At 63.9% G+C, this 14,349-nt stretch carries 15 protein-coding genes, 1 tRNA gene and 1 pseudogene; 7 read left to right on the top strand and 10 right to left on the bottom strand.

The window, feature by feature from the left end; all coding sequences use genetic code 11:
* Positions 1-34 precede the first annotated feature (34 nt).
* The 3 genes from BMY25_RS12310 to BMY25_RS12295 all read left to right on the top strand — a co-directional run bounded on the left by BMY25_RS12310 (position 35) and on the right by BMY25_RS12295 (position 1,734).
* A complete protein-coding gene (locus BMY25_RS12310; protein WP_092496943.1) occupies positions 35-412 on the top strand; it encodes a hypothetical protein in 378 nt (125 codons plus the stop codon).
* The gene (gene lysC / locus BMY25_RS12305) at positions 409-729 is read left to right on the top strand and encodes an Rz1-like lysis system protein LysC (RefSeq protein WP_143061964.1); all 321 of its coding nucleotides are present in this window, start codon (positions 409-411) and stop codon (positions 727-729) included. The genes BMY25_RS12310 and lysC overlap by 4 nt, the downstream gene beginning before the upstream one ends.
* Before the next feature lie 603 nt (positions 730-1,332).
* Positions 1,333-1,734 (top strand): hypothetical protein, encoded by a 402-nt coding sequence (locus BMY25_RS12295; protein ID WP_092496940.1) that lies wholly within the window; start codon positions 1,333-1,335, stop codon positions 1,732-1,734.
* A gap of 199 nt (positions 1,735-1,933) precedes the next feature.
* Here the strand turns inward: BMY25_RS12295 and BMY25_RS12290 are convergent.
* The 5 genes and pseudogenes from BMY25_RS12290 to BMY25_RS20450 form a co-directional block, all read right to left on the bottom strand.
* A pseudogene (locus BMY25_RS12290) lies at positions 1,934-2,455 on the bottom strand (3'-5' exonuclease).
* Positions 2,456-2,789: 334 nt separating this feature from the next.
* Positions 2,790-3,086 (bottom strand): hypothetical protein, encoded by a 297-nt coding sequence (locus tag BMY25_RS20455; protein ID WP_143061963.1) that lies wholly within the window; start codon positions 3,084-3,086, stop codon positions 2,790-2,792.
* Entirely contained in the window at positions 3,086-3,277 is a 192-nt protein-coding gene (locus tag BMY25_RS12275) for a hypothetical protein (RefSeq protein ID WP_092496936.1), read from the bottom strand. The genes BMY25_RS20455 and BMY25_RS12275 overlap by 1 nt, the downstream gene beginning before the upstream one ends.
* Positions 3,278-3,287: 10 nt before the next feature.
* Positions 3,288-3,455 carry a hypothetical protein gene (locus BMY25_RS20840; RefSeq protein WP_177176841.1) on the bottom strand — a complete coding sequence of 56 codons (168 nt, stop codon included), beginning with the start codon at positions 3,453-3,455 and terminating at the stop codon, positions 3,288-3,290.
* 14 nt (positions 3,456-3,469) lie between these two features.
* A complete protein-coding gene (locus BMY25_RS20450) occupies positions 3,470-3,871 on the bottom strand; it encodes a hypothetical protein (RefSeq protein WP_143061962.1) in 402 nt (133 codons plus the stop codon).
* 339 nt (positions 3,872-4,210) lie between these two features.
* Between BMY25_RS20450 and BMY25_RS12265 the strand changes: the two genes are divergently transcribed.
* Complete coding sequence (locus tag BMY25_RS12265; protein ID WP_143061961.1) at positions 4,211-4,972, top strand: hypothetical protein; 762 nt, start codon at positions 4,211-4,213, stop codon at positions 4,970-4,972.
* Between the two features lie 53 nt (positions 4,973-5,025).
* Here the strand turns inward: BMY25_RS12265 and BMY25_RS12260 are convergent, their stop codons facing one another.
* Positions 5,026-5,298: a hypothetical protein gene (locus BMY25_RS12260; protein ID WP_092496933.1), complete on the bottom strand. Its 273-nt coding sequence runs from the start codon at positions 5,296-5,298 to the stop codon at positions 5,026-5,028.
* A 236-nt stretch (positions 5,299-5,534) separates the two neighbouring features.
* Positions 5,535-5,611 (bottom strand) — tRNA-Pro (locus tag BMY25_RS12255).
* Between the two features lie 153 nt (positions 5,612-5,764).
* On the opposite strand from BMY25_RS12255, the gene BMY25_RS12250 reads away from it, so the two are divergent.
* From BMY25_RS12250 to phoA, 3 genes are all read left to right on the top strand, one after another.
* Complete coding sequence (locus tag BMY25_RS12250) at positions 5,765-6,316, top strand: 3'-5' exonuclease (RefSeq protein WP_092496932.1); 552 nt, start codon at positions 5,765-5,767, stop codon at positions 6,314-6,316.
* Positions 6,317-6,389: 73 nt separating this feature from the next.
* Positions 6,390-6,812: a GFA family protein gene (locus BMY25_RS12245; RefSeq protein WP_092496931.1), complete on the top strand. Its 423-nt coding sequence runs from the start codon at positions 6,390-6,392 to the stop codon at positions 6,810-6,812.
* A gap of 137 nt (positions 6,813-6,949) precedes the next feature.
* Positions 6,950-8,383 (top strand): alkaline phosphatase, encoded by a 1,434-nt coding sequence (phoA, locus tag BMY25_RS12240; RefSeq protein WP_092496930.1) that lies wholly within the window; start codon positions 6,950-6,952, stop codon positions 8,381-8,383.
* A gap of 89 nt (positions 8,384-8,472) precedes the next feature.
* Here phoA and BMY25_RS12235 read toward each other — a convergent pair whose 3' ends face one another.
* The 3 genes from BMY25_RS12235 to BMY25_RS12225 all read right to left on the bottom strand — a co-directional run bounded on the left by BMY25_RS12235 (position 8,473) and on the right by BMY25_RS12225 (position 13,723).
* Positions 8,473-8,904: a lysozyme inhibitor LprI family protein gene (locus BMY25_RS12235; protein ID WP_092496929.1), complete on the bottom strand. Its 432-nt coding sequence runs from the start codon at positions 8,902-8,904 to the stop codon at positions 8,473-8,475.
* 76 nt (positions 8,905-8,980) lie between these two features.
* Positions 8,981-9,652 carry a toll/interleukin-1 receptor domain-containing protein gene (locus BMY25_RS21455; protein ID WP_092496928.1) on the bottom strand — a complete coding sequence of 224 codons (672 nt, stop codon included), beginning with the start codon at positions 9,650-9,652 and terminating at the stop codon, positions 8,981-8,983.
* A 273-nt stretch (positions 9,653-9,925) separates the two neighbouring features.
* Positions 9,926-13,723, bottom strand: a complete 3,798-nt coding sequence (locus BMY25_RS12225; RefSeq protein ID WP_092496927.1) for a vitamin B12-dependent ribonucleotide reductase — start codon at positions 13,721-13,723, stop codon at positions 9,926-9,928.
* Positions 13,724-14,349 lie beyond the last annotated feature (626 nt).

Genomic DNA, 14,349 nt, shown 5'->3' with positions numbered 1-14,349 from the left:
ATCCTGCGACCGCCGTCCGTCCTGGAGAACCCTCATGATCTCGCTGTTCTCAAACATCGGCGGAAAGATCCTGGGCGCCGTGGTCGTGCTGTCTGTCTTGGTGGCGGCATGCTTCTACGTCTGGCACCTGCACGATGCCCTGAGCGCCGCCAGGACCGCCACGGCCGCCGCCCAGCACCAGGCCGACCAATACCGCCAGCTGGCGGCAGACAACGCCGTTGCGGCAGCCGCCGCCAAGGACGACGCGTCCAAGGTCCAGTCAGCCCTGGATGCCGAACGCCAGGCGGCCGACGCCCGTGAGGACGAGATGTCTGCGTTGCGCAGCGAAATCGACCGCTCTCCGGACAGCGAGGACGCGGCCGTGGCTCCCGTCCTGGACAAGGCCCTGGACGGGCTGGGGAGACGCCGATGAACCCGAAACCGATTACGGGAACCCCGAAACGCATTATGAGCGGGTCCTTCCACCCGAAACACGTTACGGTAGCAGTTGTCCTGCTGGCGGCCCTGTCCTCTGGAGCCTGTGCAACCAAGCCCGCCGACCCGCCGATCCGCGTCGTCTACCAACGCCAGGAGCTTCCGTCGACGCTGCTGTCGTGCAAGGCTGAGCCTGCTGTCCCGGCCAAGCCGCGGACCCAGAAGGCGGTCGCACGCTATGTCGTCGCGCTGGCGGACGCCGGGGCCGATTGCCGGGGGAAGGTGGCTGCAGTCCGCCAGGCTGTCGTCAAGTGACCCGCGTCCTGGCGCTCGATCTTGCAACCAACGCAGGCTGGGCTGTCGGCGCCGGACAGGAAGTTTTCTCCGGCGCCGTCAGACTTCTCCGAAGGCATCCCCGGCTCCGGAGCTATCCGCCATCCAGAGATTCTGCTGAGGGCGCACACAGTGATCAGCGGCCTGATCCGGGAGCATGGCGCCCAGGTCCTGGTCACGGAGGAAGGCTTCTCCCGAGGTCGGTCATCCCAGCTTCTGCACCGTCTCCTGGGCATCGCCCAGCTTGCCGCAGCACAGGCGGGGATTCCGCATCTTAGCCTGAATGTATCTTCGGCGCGGCTCCGGGTCCTGGGCCGTGGCAACGCCACCAAGGACGACGTCATCGCTTGGTGCCAGGCGGGAGGTAACGAGCCAGCGACAGATGATGAGGCGGACGCCAGGCTCCTTCTGGCCGGACTGGTCGTCGGCAGGCGCCAGGTGCCAGCCAGAAAATTACCCCCTTCGCGTGAAGAATCGACCTCAATCGGGGTAATGCGTGTAAGATCAATGTTTTAGCGAGACCCATTTCAGTGGGTTGATTTCCGGTGTTGCGTCACGGAAATTGCCTATCGGAAGGGGAGAGAAATGTGGCTGGTCCTATACTTCACCAAGGAAGGCGGCTCCGCGGCCTGGACCGAACATGATGCGGAGATCGCCGCAGACATGTCGCTCACATCACGGGACTTCCAGTGGACCGCCTCGAAGATCTCTGACCAAGCCTTGAGAGCCGTCGAGCAGGCTGGTCTGGTCTATGACACGGTGCGTGGCCTCACTTGTGAAGATCCCGATGTGATCGTCTCCTCGTTCGAGCCTGGGATCTCTCCGCGGCTACGGGGTGCAATTCAGGTCGCTCTGGCGCACGCAGGTGAACTTGCTGATCTCAGGACACCTGAAGAGCTACCTGACGTCGGATCGGCCGTCGACGGCCTTGAGGCCTGCATCCGAGACTATCTCGACAGCCTTCCGCCACCTCCGGAGGTGGCATAACCGGACGAGGATATCGGGGGTCGATAAGAGAGCTGATCACCGGGCGGGGATAAGGAGGCTATCTGTCGGCACAGGGAGGGAGGAGGAGTCCTCCTGGAACTCCGAAAAGACTCCTGACGTCGAGCCGTGACAACGAAAAACCCCGGAACTCTGGGGTTTCTGGATTTCGAACCTGAAGCCGGGCTGCCGAAACGGAGGCTCAATTCCTGTGCCGCACGATCCGGTAAGCCTCTATCACCTGTTTCACCTGGTGCTTGCAGTCATCCAGGGGAGAGTGCTTCACCCCCTCGAACGGCACTTCCGGTACCCCCCCAGCAAGCCAGAAGAGAGTTCTGGTATCGCGGCCCGCTCGGTGTCCCCACAGCGGGGGAATCCCCTCTTTATAGAGCGCATGGGAGAGAATGGGCAGGTCGAAAGTCAAGCCATGAGACCAGACCATCGTTTCGGAGCCGATCAGGGGATGCGCCCAGGAATGGAATTCGCGCAACACTTCAGCCGTCGGCTTGATGGCTTGGTCCATCATCGACCGAAGGCCTTCTCGTTGACCGTCATCAAGCCACCAGCGCAGCGTTTTTCAGTCGGCCGGGGTTCGTTCAAGGTCTGGAATGCGGTAGTCTTCGAAGGTCGCGCCGACCTGTCCGTTCTCCGGGTTGAAGACGCAGGCACCGATGGCGGTGATCGGCGCGTCCATGTTCGTGGTCAGAGTCTCAAGATCGATCATCAGGTGATCAGCGACGCCGTTATGCCGTGTGGTGTCGAGCATTATGAGTCTCCCTTTCATCTACGGAATGGAGCTGCGGGGGCGGCCTTCGGAGTCGCTTGCTCCTCGGCCATGTCCGCTCTCCCGTGTCTGGAAACCCACAACTCCTCGGCCTGCTGCCTGGCGGCCACGTCCTCCGGACTGCTCGCCCGGCACCAGCCAATACCGGGCCTTGGGGTGGACCCCGTGAACGTCGGGAAGTGGACTGCCTGGACACCTTCGGGTGAGGTCTGCCAGAGTCTCCAGACCTCCCGTCTGGGCGTCTAGGCGGCCATCTGCGCGGTGTTCCTGCGGGTCACCATGCGTGTTCCTCCCGCTCGCGGTGATCAATCCGACGTTCAATGCGCTTGAGGAGATCGCCTCCTTTTACCAGGAGTCCCTGATCGGCCAGCGTCGAGACGGCCTGATCTCTGGCCATCGACCGCATGCGAGCGATCACCTTGTCTGGAGCCGGCCGACCGGAGCTGCGCTGAACGCCGTATCGCTGCACGGTCTCGACCGTCTTTCCGAGCAGTGGCGCGAGTTCCTCGGCCGTCAGCCCGATTGACCGCTTCAAGTCCTGGAACTCTCGATGTCGTTTGAAGTCCTGCATCACTGTCCCTCCCGGCTTTGCTTCTGCTTCCTGGCGACCGCCGCCTGTCGCTCCTCCTCGACGAATTCCGCGAACGCCTTGAAGGCGTCTTCGCAGTGCATCTTCTCCTGGTCCGGCGGCCAAGCTCGCGAGGTGTCCGGCACTTGGTGCCACTCACCGCCCGCGTAGGACCATTTGATCTTGCGTGACATCCTGGTCTCCTCAACCGCAGAAGGTGACGGCATGGTCCGCCAGGCGGACACCCACGTCCCAGCCGGGATGGTCACCGCCAGCCGCCATTGCTGCTTCCCGGTCCGGGTATTCGCCGATCTCGGCACCCGAGGGGTCCGACAGTACCCAGGCGACGATCTCGTTCTCGATTTGTTCCATGATACAGCCCCCGTTCAGAAGTGGTTGTGATGGCGGTGCTCGCCTTCGAACGCACGCCTCCAGTCGCGATAAGCGCGGGCGGAGTCCCCGCGCTCGTGCTTCTCGTCGAGAGCTTCCTGGCGGGCGTTCTGGTCCGCCCAAGGTTTCCGGTAGACGCCGTTCGAGTAGAGATTCCGGCCCTTGATCCGGGTCTTCGTCCCGTCGCCCAGGAGGATGGTGAAGGTGTGCTGCTGCTTCGCGGAACCATAGGAGTCCGAGATGATCTTCCCCGTCACACGCTCAAAACCCTCGAAGCTGGCGCGTCGGTACGATCCGCTGAAGATCGCGCGATAGAACCGGACTTCGTCACCCCGACAGGCGTCGCCAGTGCAGCGAATGCTGTATTCTTCGTCTCCGCAATAGTCTGAACTCTGCATCTTTCTGGTCCCCGTTTACCCGGCGACCCCCGCCGCGGATGACAGAAGGATTTTGCAGAGGTCCTGTCGGCGCAAGGGGTGGTGGCATCCGCCGACGGCCCCCTGGGAGATCGTTCGTTGACGAAGCCGCCTAGTTGCGTGGGTTATCGAGCGGATCTGCCCGCAGATTTTTTTTCAAGGAGCCTGTCGGCGGTCGATGTCGATTATCTTCCGTGACGCGACGGCCAGCATCTGTGCCGCCGACGACCCTTCTCGCTTGCAGGCCTCCGCCATATTCCTTGGCTGTGGACGCCGCCGAGGGGTTGGCGGTTGAACCAGGGGGAAATGATCATGAGAGGCATGCTGATCGCCATCGCGCGGGCCGTGAAGAACGCCATGCGCAGCGTCGTCAAGGCTGTGCTGCGAGGTGGCCAGATCACCTGGGAGCGTGTCTTCAAACCAACGGTCGAGAGTGCCCTGGACGTGGCCGACGCGGTCCTGTCGGCGCCTGGCGCCATCGCAAAGGGCCTGGTCTCAGGCGGCCCGGGTGAGGGCAATGATCCGCAGTCGGTCCAGGACGTTAAGCGTCAAACGCGGTTGCCGTCTGACGTCCCGGGTTCGACGCAGCGGTCGAGGCCGCGGCCGGACCTGGAGATGCCTTCAACGCTCACGGTCGGCCCTGACGGCCTGCTTTACCGCCGTGAGATGACCGAGCGCGAAATGGAGAAGGCTGCGGCCGACATTCGCTCCGCCGACGCCACCTACAAGCAGTTCATCATGGCGTCGACGGACAAGGACCGCGCCCGCGTCGACCTGTCCTGTTTCGAGCTGAAGACCGAGCACTGGCTCCGGTCTCTCAACGCGGCCGAGCGGCACCGTCTTCGGTCTTCTGATCCGATGGAGCAGAGGCTTCACGTCTACGGCGGCCGCAACATCGCTGGCGTACGGCAGGCGCCGACGCTGATCTCTCCTGCGGCGGTGGATAGGATGGAAGCGGCTGCCGCCACGGCGCCACGGCAGTCATTCCAGGATCGCGTCCTGGAACTGCGCGGCCGTCGTGAGCGAGAACTCGACGAGGAGGTGGAGCGGCAACTTCCGCCCGTCCTCCTGGCGGCCTGTTGACGGTAGGTGCAGGGCCAGAATCAGAAAGCCCCGGCAGGTCCGGGGCTTTCTTTTCAAGACGTGAGGATGTGGTGCAGGAGAAGGTACTCATTGGCTTGTCGGCGGGCGGCCGACACCTCGCTACGAAGCCGGGCGATCTCTCGGTTGGCCGCCGCCAGCGCTGCCTCCGCTGCATCGGCTCGGGCCTCCTGCGCCTGGGCCTCGCGGACCCAGCCCCAGGCGACTTGCTGAAGGTTCTGACGCTGAGCATTCTGATACCCTCGGCGGGCGCCGTTAAGGGCAGCGAAGCCGACACCCATGATGCCTGCCGTGAAGGCTTCGTCCATTCCTGCGACTGGATTGCTACTCATGATTCGAAACTCCCCACCCCGTCGGTTGCCCGCCAAGGGAAAGATGAGCTCACGGGATTACCGCGTCAACGGATTTGTCGTGTATCTGCAGTCACTTGGTTAAGGCCAAGCGATCGAGGAGGGGGGTGGACTGACCCGCCAACGGATCTATCGTTTCGTTGGCGGTATCATTGGCGGGAGTTTCGGGCCTCCCGCTAAGTCCTTGAAATCATTGGTCGGAGCGAGAGGATTCGAACCTCCGACCCCCTCGTCCCGAACGAGGTGCGCTACCAGGCTGCGCTACGCTCCGCCAAAGTGGGCTTCGTATAGCGCCCGCTCTCGCGGTGCGCAAGCCGTCTCTTTCATGTTCTTCACAGGCAGTTATCAAAGTGGGGATGAAAATGGACGGTCGTTGAAACCTCCCGCGCATATCGCGGCTTGTTCCTGCGAACGAGGGAACGCGATGCTTGTCTTCTTGGATTTCGAAGCCTCTTCGCTTGGCAAGAAGAGCTACCCCATCGAGGTGGGTTGGGTCTTCGAGGATGGCCGGGAGGAGGCGCATCTCATCCGGCCCGCGCCGGACTGGATCGACTGGGACGACGAAGCCGCGGCAATTCACAACATCACGCGGGAGATGCTGGTGGGCGAGGGCACCTCGCACGTGGTGGTGGCGGAGCGGATGGCGAGCGAACTGGGCGGGCACCGGCTTTGCGCCAGCGCGCCCTCCTGGGATGGCAAGTGGCTGAGTGCGCTCCTGCGCGCGGGCGGCCGGCCCCGCCACGAGCTGCGATTGGAGAAAACCGACGATGTGCAGGCCGAGACGGCACGCTCCATGCTTCTTGCGCGGGGCGTGGTTCCGAATGAAATCGCGGGGTTGACGGCGGAGATCCTCGCCGCCGCCCGCGCCGAAGCCGAGCAACGCGTGCCCCGGCACAGGGCGCTGGAAGACGCACGGCAGGAACTCGCGACCTGGCGGGAGGTGCGGCGGCTGGCGGAAGCGGCGGAGTTGTTGTGATAATCGGCGGCCAGGTGATAGTCCCGGCATGGCGACGCATGCTTCGTCACCGAAGCGGGCAAGGGAGGCGACGTTGAACTACGACATCGACCAGATCGAGGGGGCCTGCCATTGCGGCGCGGTGCGCTTTCGCGTGAAGCTGACGGATGGGCTTCACACGGCGCGGCGTTGCACCTGTTCCTATTGCCGGATGCGCGGGGCGGTCGCGGTCTCGGCAGCGGTGGGCGATCTGGAGATTCTGCAGGGCGCCGACGCGCTGACGCTCTACGAGTTCAACACGCACGTCGCGAAGCATTATTTCTGCTCGCGCTGCGGTATCTACACGCATCACAAGCGCCGCTCCGACCCGAACCTCTTCGGCGTCAACGTCGCGTGCCTTTCCGGGATCAGCCCCTTCGATTTTCCCGAGGTGCCGGTGAACGACGGCGTGACCCATCCACAGGATAGCGGCAGTCATCGTGTGGCCGGGGTCCTGAAGTTCATCCCGACGGAATAGACCCTCGAAACGCGCCCGATCGTGCGTTCAAGGCCGCTTTAGCCTCGGCTGCGGCTGTCATCAAACCGTGACCTGCTCGGGACAGAAGGGCGTCAGCGCGCATTTCTCGCGCCTTTTCGAACCCGGAGCCGGACACCATGGCCAATCGTAATCTTCTGAGGACAACTTTTTCGTCCGTCATCCTGCTGGTTTCCGGCGCGGCCGTGGGCCATGCGCAGGAGCCTGCTTCGGCCAATGCGACGACGGTACGCGCGGCGCAGGGCGACCTGAAGGCGCCCGGCGGCGCGCGCCGTCTCAGTGGCGATGCGACGGAGGCCATGCGGGCGGCGCTCGTCACCGGCCCGGCGAAGAACGTGATCCTGCTGATCGGCGACGGCATGGGCGATTCGGAGATCACGCTCGCCCGCAACTATGCGGAAGGCGCCGGCGGCTTCTTCAAGGGGATCGACGCGTTGCCGGTCACCGGACAGTACACGCACTATTCCCTGCACAAGGATACAGGCAAGCCGGACTACGTGACCGACTCCGCCGCGTCCGGCACAGCGTGGTCCACGGGCGTGAAGAGCTATAACGGCGCGATCGGCGTCGATGTGGAAGGCAAGCCGCACCGGACGATCCTGGAGCTGGCGAAGGCCGCCGGGCTTGCCACGGGCGACGTATCCACCGCCGAGTTGCAGGACGCCACCCCGGCCGTGCTCGTGGCGCATGTCACGGACCGCAAATGCTATGGCCCCAAGGCCACGACCGCGAAGTGTGCCGGCAACGCGCTGGAAAAGGGCGGCGCGGGCTCCATCGCCGAGCAGATGCTGAACACGCGTCCGGACGTGATGCTGGGCGGCGGCGCTGAAACCTTCAACGAGATCGCGACGGCCGGCGAGTGGCAGGGCAAGACCCTGATGGATCAGGCGCAGACGCGCGGATTCAAGGTCGTGAAGAACGCCGACGAGCTGAAGGCCGTCACAAAGGCCAACGGGGACGCGCCGGTGCTCGGCCTCTTCGCGCCTAGCAACATGCCCGTTCGCTGGAACGGCCCGAAGGCCAGCCTGCATGGCAATCTCGACAAGCCGGCCGTGACCTGCGAGCCAAATGCCGAGCGCACCGCCGCGATCCCGACTTTGGCCGACATGACGGGCAAGGCGATCGAGCTCCTCAGCACCAACGAAAAGGGCTTCTTCCTGCAGGTGGAGGGCGCGTCCATCGACAAGCAGGACCATGCCGCCAATCCCTGCGGCCAGATCGGCGAGACGGTGGACCTCGACGAAGCCGTGCAGAAGGCGCTGGAATTCGCCCGCAAGGATGGTCACACTCTGGTCGTCGTCACGGCCGACCACGCCCATTCCAGCCAGATCGTCGAGCCCGACACCAAGGCGCCGGGGCTGACGGAAGCGCTGATGACCAAGGACGGCTCGGTGATGGCGGTGAGCTACGGCAATTCCGAGACCGACTCGCAGGGCCATACCGGCACGCAGCTTCGCGTCGCCGCCTTCGGTCCGGGCGCCGCCAACGTCATGGGCCTGACGGACCAGACGGACCTCTTCTTCACCATGCGCGATGCGCTCAGCCTGAAGTAAGCCTCAAGCCGCACAGGCAGTTCAGAGAGCCCGTCGCCTCCCCGGAGGCGGCGGGTTTTCGTTTTGGCGGTTGGCGGTGTCCGGCGGTGTCACGGACCGGTGGCGAGGACCCGGAGATAGGATTCCAGCCGCAGCGCCCGTTCGCGCGTCAGCGCCATGACCTCGTCGGCCTGCATCGGGACATACATCGTGCCCTGCAACGTCTCGAACAGCGCGCTTTGCGTCTTGCGCTCACTGTCGCGGAAGGCGAGCCACGCGCGCTGGGAAAGCTTCAGCTTCTCCGCGGCCGGGGCGGCCAGCGCCTTTACCAGCGCGCCATAGGCCTTGTTCAGCCGCCGATCATAATCCTTCGCCGCAGTATCCTCGCAATCGGTCATGCCGGCGGTCGAGGTGCCACGATCGCTGTTGAGGCAGGCGTCCAGGGTTTTGGCTGTCGGGTCTTCCGGCGCGTCAGAGGCGGCGAGCGCCGGCGTGGCGGCGGTGAGAAGAAGGGCGGCGAGAGCGGGGCGAATAGGGATCATCAATTAACCTGCAACGCCGTTCGGCCGAAGATCAAACCCATTCTCGCGAGCCAAGATTGCGAGTAGCCGAATCTAATTAGGCAGTTTTGGAGTTTGGGCGCTGAGTACGTGTAGCTGCGGAGCGCTTTGAAGCTGTTTTTGTCGGAGCGCCGGCGATGCCTTTCCTGGGCGATGTTGGTTTTGCGCCAACTTGCCCGGCAGGTTTACCGAGGCCGCTAGACTTCGGTCTTTGCCGTCGCTTGTCTGTCTCTCGGGAGAGGGGAGGCTTGCTCGCCTGCTCAGCTACAACGGCTGCGACCACTCGACGTAAACCGGCTGCGATATCTTCGTAAGCTGAGTCTCTATTCTTCCACTCGGTTACCGACTTGCCGTCTTTCGGAAGCGATCTATACCGCACCATCTCAGTATGCTTCCACTCGCAGGGGCGAATGATCGCAGCAACTACATGCATGGTCTTTCGCTGGCGTCGGCGGAGCGCGTACTGGTACTCTATGTCGAAGCAGTAGTGAGATGCTAGGTAATCGGGGCTGACCAAGGCCACGAACACGTTGGATTGCCGCAAGGCTTTCCGGATCTCTGGAGTGAGTTCTCCCCCTTCGAGGATGTCGTGATCCCACCAGAGGGAAATGAGTCCTTGGCGCTTCAACGGAGCGAGGTGCGTCCGCAGCTTGTCCCAGTGAACTTCGTCCTTGTGAGAGTACGAGACGAAGACATTCACAGTGTTCTTTGTCTCGGGCAAACGGATCATCTCCGCCGGCTTAGTTCACCAACCTTTTGCAAGGTCAGTGCGTTTGCAGCGGGGGCAATGAATGCGCCCGAGCTGAGTTTCGCGTCGTTGAGCCTCCTGTATCTCCTCTTTCGTGAGAACAGTTTCTTCGAACCGGTTGCCGCAATTGTCGCACCGAAAGCGAACTTGGGATGGCATCGCCGCTACTCCGTTACGGGTGAACTCTCTTCCGCTTCCACTCCTGATAAGGTGCCTCCGCGTAAGCCGCGGAGGCATCTGTTATCGTCCTGTTTCTCAGCTGCAGCCGCTCGTGGAGCCGCAGGTGTCGCACTTCAGGCAGGTGCCGTTGCGGACCATCGTGAAGTTGCCGCACTCCGAGCAGTTCTCGCCCTCGTAGCCCTTCATCCGGGCTTCCGCGACCTTGGCCGCCTTGTTGGCGCGGGCATGATGCTCGGCGTCGTGCTGACGGTCGTGCTCGTGCTCATGATGGTGCTCGTGAGCCTCGAAGCCGGAGATCTCCGTTTCCGGCGCCAGTTCCCGCTTGAAGGCGGTGTTGCCGGAAACCGCGACCGCGATCGAACCCGGAGCCTTGGCGACAGCCACGGCCGGAGCGAGCGTCACGCCGCCTTTGCCCGCGGCCGAACCACCGGCCGAGCCGCCATTGCCGCCGCCGAAGCCCTTCGGCTCGCCGGAGACCAGCTGCAGCGAAGTCTGCCGGCCCCGGGTGTAGCCGCTGGAAACCGGAGCCGCGTTCACCTGCCGATCGTCGGCGACGCCGCGGCCGATGGTGGTGGAATGCGTGTCGTCGGGGGTGACATGCGCGAGGTCGTGGCGGCTGAGATAGGAGACGGCCAGCTCGCGGAACACGTAATCCAGGATCGACGTGGCGTTCTTGATCGCGGCATTGCCGGAGACCATGCCGGCCGGCTCGAAGCGGGTGAAGGTGAAGGCCTCCACGTATTCCTCGAGCGGCACGCCGTATTGCAGGCCCAGCGAGATCGCGATGGCGAAGTTGTTCATCATCGCGCGGAAGGCGGCGCCTTCCTTGTGCATGTCGATGAAGATCTCGCCGAGGCGGCCGTCGTCGTATTCGCCGGTGTGGATATAGACCTTGTGGCCGCCGACGATCGCCTTCTGGGCATAGCCCTTGCGGCGGTCCGGCATCTTCTCGCGGGTGCGGACCTGGCGCTCGATGATGCGCTCCACGATGCGCTCGGCCGCGATCGCCGCCTTGGCCGGGGCGGGGGCCGCGATCAGGGCTTCCATCAGGTCCTCTTCCTCGTCCTCCTCGTCGGCGATAAGAGACGCGTTCAGCGGCTGCGACAGCTTGGAGCCGTCGCGATAGAGCGCGTTGGCCTTCAGGGCGAGGCGCCAGGAGAGCATGTAGGCCTCCTTGCAATCATCGACCGTCGCGGAGTTCGGCATGTTGATGGTCTTGGAGATCGAGCCCGAGATAAAGGGCTGCGCCGCCGCCAGCATGTGAATGTGGCTGTTGACCGAAAGGTAGCGCTTGCCGAGGCGGCCGCAGGGATTGGCGCAATCGAAGACGGCGAGATGCTCGTCCTTCAGCTCCGGCGCGCCTTCCACGGTCATCGCGCCGCAGCAGAAGATGTTGGCGGCGTCGATGTCCTTGCGGGAGAAGCCGATGGCGGCGAGCAGGTCGAACGACATGTCGTTCAGCTGCTCGTCGGTGAGCTTCAGCACGTCCTTGCAGAAGTCCTCGCCCAGCGACCACTTGTTGAAGGCGAACTTGATGTCGAAGGCCGCACCCAGGCCGCCTTCGAGCGCCGCGATCTTCTCCTCGGTGAAGCCCTTGGCCTTCAGCGTCTCGTGGTTGACGCCGGGCGCGTTCTTCAGCGTGCCGTGGCCGACCGCATAGGAGATGATGTTGTCGACCTGCCTCTGGTCGTAGCCGAGCGTGGCGAGCGCTTCCGGCACCGCGCGGTTGATAATCTTGAAGTAGCCACCGCCGGCGAGCTTCTTGAACTTCACCAGCGCGAAGTCCGGCTCGATGCCCGTCGTGTCGCAATCCATGATCAGGCCGATCGTGCCGGTCGGCGCGACGACGGTGGACTGGGCGTTGCGGTAGCCGTGCCATTCGCCGAGCGCCAGCGCCTGGTCCCAGGCATGGACGGCGCGGGCGGCGAGGTTGTCGCCGTTGCCGCCGAGCGTCTTCAGCGACGAGTGGTCGAGCGGCACGGGCGTGACATGCAGCTTCTCGTAGCCGGCGGTCTCGCCACGGGCGGCGCGGGCATGGTTGCGCATGACCTTGAGCATGACCTCGCGGTTGCGCTCGAAGCCGGCGAAGGGCCCGCGCTCCTTGGCCATCTCGGCCGAGGTCGCATAGGACACGCCCGTCATGATCGCGGTGATTGCGCCGCAGATGGCGCGGCCTTCCGCCGAATCGTAGGGAATGCCGGAGGTCATCAGCAGGCCGCCGATATTGGCGTAGCCGAGGCCCAGCGTCCGGTACTCGTAGGAGAGGCGGGCGATTTCCTTGGACGGGAACTGCGCCATCAGCACGGACACTTCCAGAACGACGGTCCACAGGCGCGTGGCGTGCTCGAAGGCGACCGTGTCGAACTCCTGGCCGTTCTTGCGGAACTGCAGGAGGTTCATGGAGGCGAGATTGCAGGCCGTGTCGTCCAGGAACATGTATTCCGAGCACGGGTTGGAAGCGCGGATCTCGCCGTCGTTCAGGCAGGTGTGCCAGTCGTTGATCGTGGTGTGGAAGTGAATGCCCGGATCGGCGGACGCCCAGGCGGCATAGCCGATGCGCTCCCAGAGATCGCGGGCCTGCAGGGTCTTGGCGACCTTGCCGTCGGTGCGGCGGATCAGGTTCCAGTCGCCGTCATTCTCAACGGCGTTGAGGAAGCCGTCTTCCACGCGCACGGTGTTGTTGGAGTTCTGGCCGGCAACGGTCAGGTACGCCTCGGAATCCCAGTCGGTGTTGTAGACGGGGAATTCGATGTCCTTGTAGCCCTGCTTGGCGAACTGGATCACGCGCTGGACGTAGTTTTCCGGCACCTGCGCCTTCTTGGCGGCGCGGATCTCGCGCTTCAGGGCGGGGTTCTTCGCGGGGTCGAAGCAGTCGCCCTCCGGCCCGTCGCAATTGACGCAGGCCTTCATCACGGCGCTCAGGTGCCTTGAGACGACCTTGGAACCGGTGACGAGAGCGGCGACCTTCTGCTCTTCCTTCACCTTCCAGTCGATGTAGGCCTCGATGTCGGGATGGTCGATGTCGACCACGACCATCTTGGCCGCGCGGCGCGTCGTGCCACCGGACTTGATGGCGCCGGCCGCGCGGTCGCCGATCTTCAGGAAGGACATCAGGCCGGAGGACTTGCCGCCGCCGGACAGCCGCTCGCCTTCGCCGCGCAGACGCGAGAAGTTGGAGCCGGTGCCGGAGCCGTACTTGAAGAGGCGGGCTTCGCGCACCCACAGGTCCATGATGCCGCCCTCGTTGACGAGGTCGTCGCCGACGGACTGGATGAAGCAGGCATGCGGCTGCGGATGCTCGTAGGCCGACTTGGACTTCACTAGCTTGCCGGTCTCGAAGTCCACGTAATAGTGGCCCTGGCCGGGGCCGTCGATGCCATAGGCCCAGTGCAGGCCGGTGTTGAACCATTGCGGCGAGTTCGGCGCGGCCTTCTGCGTCGCCAGCATGAAGCGCAGCTCGTCATAGAAGGCCTGCGCGTCGGCCTCGCCGTCGAAGTACTGGCCCTTCCAGCCCCAGTAGGTCCACGCGCCGGCAAGGCGATCGAAGACCTGGCGCGAATCGATCTCGGAGCCGTAGCGCTCGCCGGCGGGAAGGGCGGCCAGCGCTTCCGTGTCGGCGACCGAGCGCCAGAGCCATGAGGGGATGGAGGTTTCCTCCACCTTCTTCAGGCGGGCGGGGACGCCGGCCTTGCGGAAGTACTTCTGGGCGATGATGTCGCTGGCGACCTGGCTCCAGGAGGCCGGCACCTGGATATCGGCCAGGCGGAAGACGATCGAGCCGTCCGGGTTGCGGATTTCGCTGGTGGCGGTCCGGAACGCGATCCCCTCGTAGGGCGACTGGCCTTCGCTCGTATAATGCCGCTCGATCCGCATGTTCAGCCTCGTCGTTGGCAAGCACTACATATGGTGCTTCAGCCGAGTGTTATCCATAAATCTTGCGTTTGTCTAAATGGCGGACGTGCAAAGGCGTTCGGCGGGAACAGGGGTTCCGCCGCTTGACGCCTTACGCAACTGACACGCTGATCAAGACACTCGCCCCCGATTTCGCGGGGCATGCCGGAAGCTACTGGTAGTGAGGCCGAGGCGTCAAGAACGTCTAGTTCTGGGGTTTGGCGGTTTCCCGCTGTCAATATCTAGATTTTTTTCTTCGCTCGGATTGGGGGGCGAACGGACAATGCGGACGGGACTTCGGGGATAAACGCCTAAGCCCCTGATTTCACGTGCGAGTCTCGCGCCGTCAGCCGGTGGATAAGTCTGAACGAAGCATGTTGCGATTTTGAGACAGCCGCTTTGCCTCTGCACGAGATGCCTCTATAAGGCGCACATCGCGCCTCGAACTCGCGCAAACGGAATCCGCAACGGGCCGGAATGGCGCTCTCGCACTCTCCTGATCTTCGCACCCTTTCCCGATCCCCGGCGCCCGCCGGCGGAATCGTCCGGCCGTACGCGGCCTGCCGCGCCCGGGAGCAGGGCAGGAGTGATTCGAGCGGGTCGCACAG

The sequence above is a fragment of the Faunimonas pinastri genome, assembly GCF_900110915.1.
Lineage (GTDB): Bacteria > Pseudomonadota > Alphaproteobacteria > Rhizobiales > Afifellaceae > Faunimonas > Faunimonas pinastri.
The sequence above is the reverse complement of the archived record's forward strand: the minus strand, read 5'-3'. Positions and strand labels throughout refer to the sequence as shown.

What these genes read in the sequence shown, in the direction of transcription:
- BMY25_RS12310 (WP_092496943.1), top strand. Translation starts at nt 35, where the DNA reads ATGATCTCGCTGTTCTCAAACATCGGCGGAAAGATCCTGGGCGCCGTG.
- lysC (WP_143061964.1), top strand. Translation starts at nt 409, where the DNA reads ATGAACCCGAAACCGATTACGGGAACCCCGAAACGCATTATGAGCGGG.
- BMY25_RS12295 (WP_092496940.1), top strand. Translation starts at nt 1,333, where the DNA reads ATGTGGCTGGTCCTATACTTCACCAAGGAAGGCGGCTCCGCGGCCTGG.
- BMY25_RS20455 (WP_143061963.1), bottom strand. Translation starts at nt 3,086, where the DNA reads ATGCAGGACTTCAAACGACATCGAGAGTTCCAGGACTTGAAGCGGTCA.
- BMY25_RS12275 (WP_092496936.1), bottom strand. Translation starts at nt 3,277, where the DNA reads ATGTCACGCAAGATCAAATGGTCCTACGCGGGCGGTGAGTGGCACCAA.
- BMY25_RS20840 (WP_177176841.1), bottom strand. Translation starts at nt 3,455, where the DNA reads ATGGAACAAATCGAGAACGAGATCGTCGCCTGGGTACTGTCGGACCCC.
- BMY25_RS20450 (WP_143061962.1), bottom strand. Translation starts at nt 3,871, where the DNA reads ATGCAGAGTTCAGACTATTGCGGAGACGAAGAATACAGCATTCGCTGC.
- BMY25_RS12265 (WP_143061961.1), top strand. Translation starts at nt 4,211, where the DNA reads ATGCTGATCGCCATCGCGCGGGCCGTGAAGAACGCCATGCGCAGCGTC.
- BMY25_RS12260 (WP_092496933.1), bottom strand. Translation starts at nt 5,298, where the DNA reads ATGGACGAAGCCTTCACGGCAGGCATCATGGGTGTCGGCTTCGCTGCC.
- BMY25_RS12250 (WP_092496932.1), top strand. Translation starts at nt 5,765, where the DNA reads ATGCTTGTCTTCTTGGATTTCGAAGCCTCTTCGCTTGGCAAGAAGAGC.
- phoA (WP_092496930.1), top strand. Translation starts at nt 6,950, where the DNA reads ATGGCCAATCGTAATCTTCTGAGGACAACTTTTTCGTCCGTCATCCTG.
- BMY25_RS12235 (WP_092496929.1), bottom strand. Translation starts at nt 8,904, where the DNA reads ATGATCCCTATTCGCCCCGCTCTCGCCGCCCTTCTTCTCACCGCCGCC.
- BMY25_RS21455 (WP_092496928.1), bottom strand. Translation starts at nt 9,652, where the DNA reads ATGATCCGTTTGCCCGAGACAAAGAACACTGTGAATGTCTTCGTCTCG.
- BMY25_RS12225 (WP_092496927.1), bottom strand. Translation starts at nt 13,723, where the DNA reads ATGCGGATCGAGCGGCATTATACGAGCGAAGGCCAGTCGCCCTACGAG.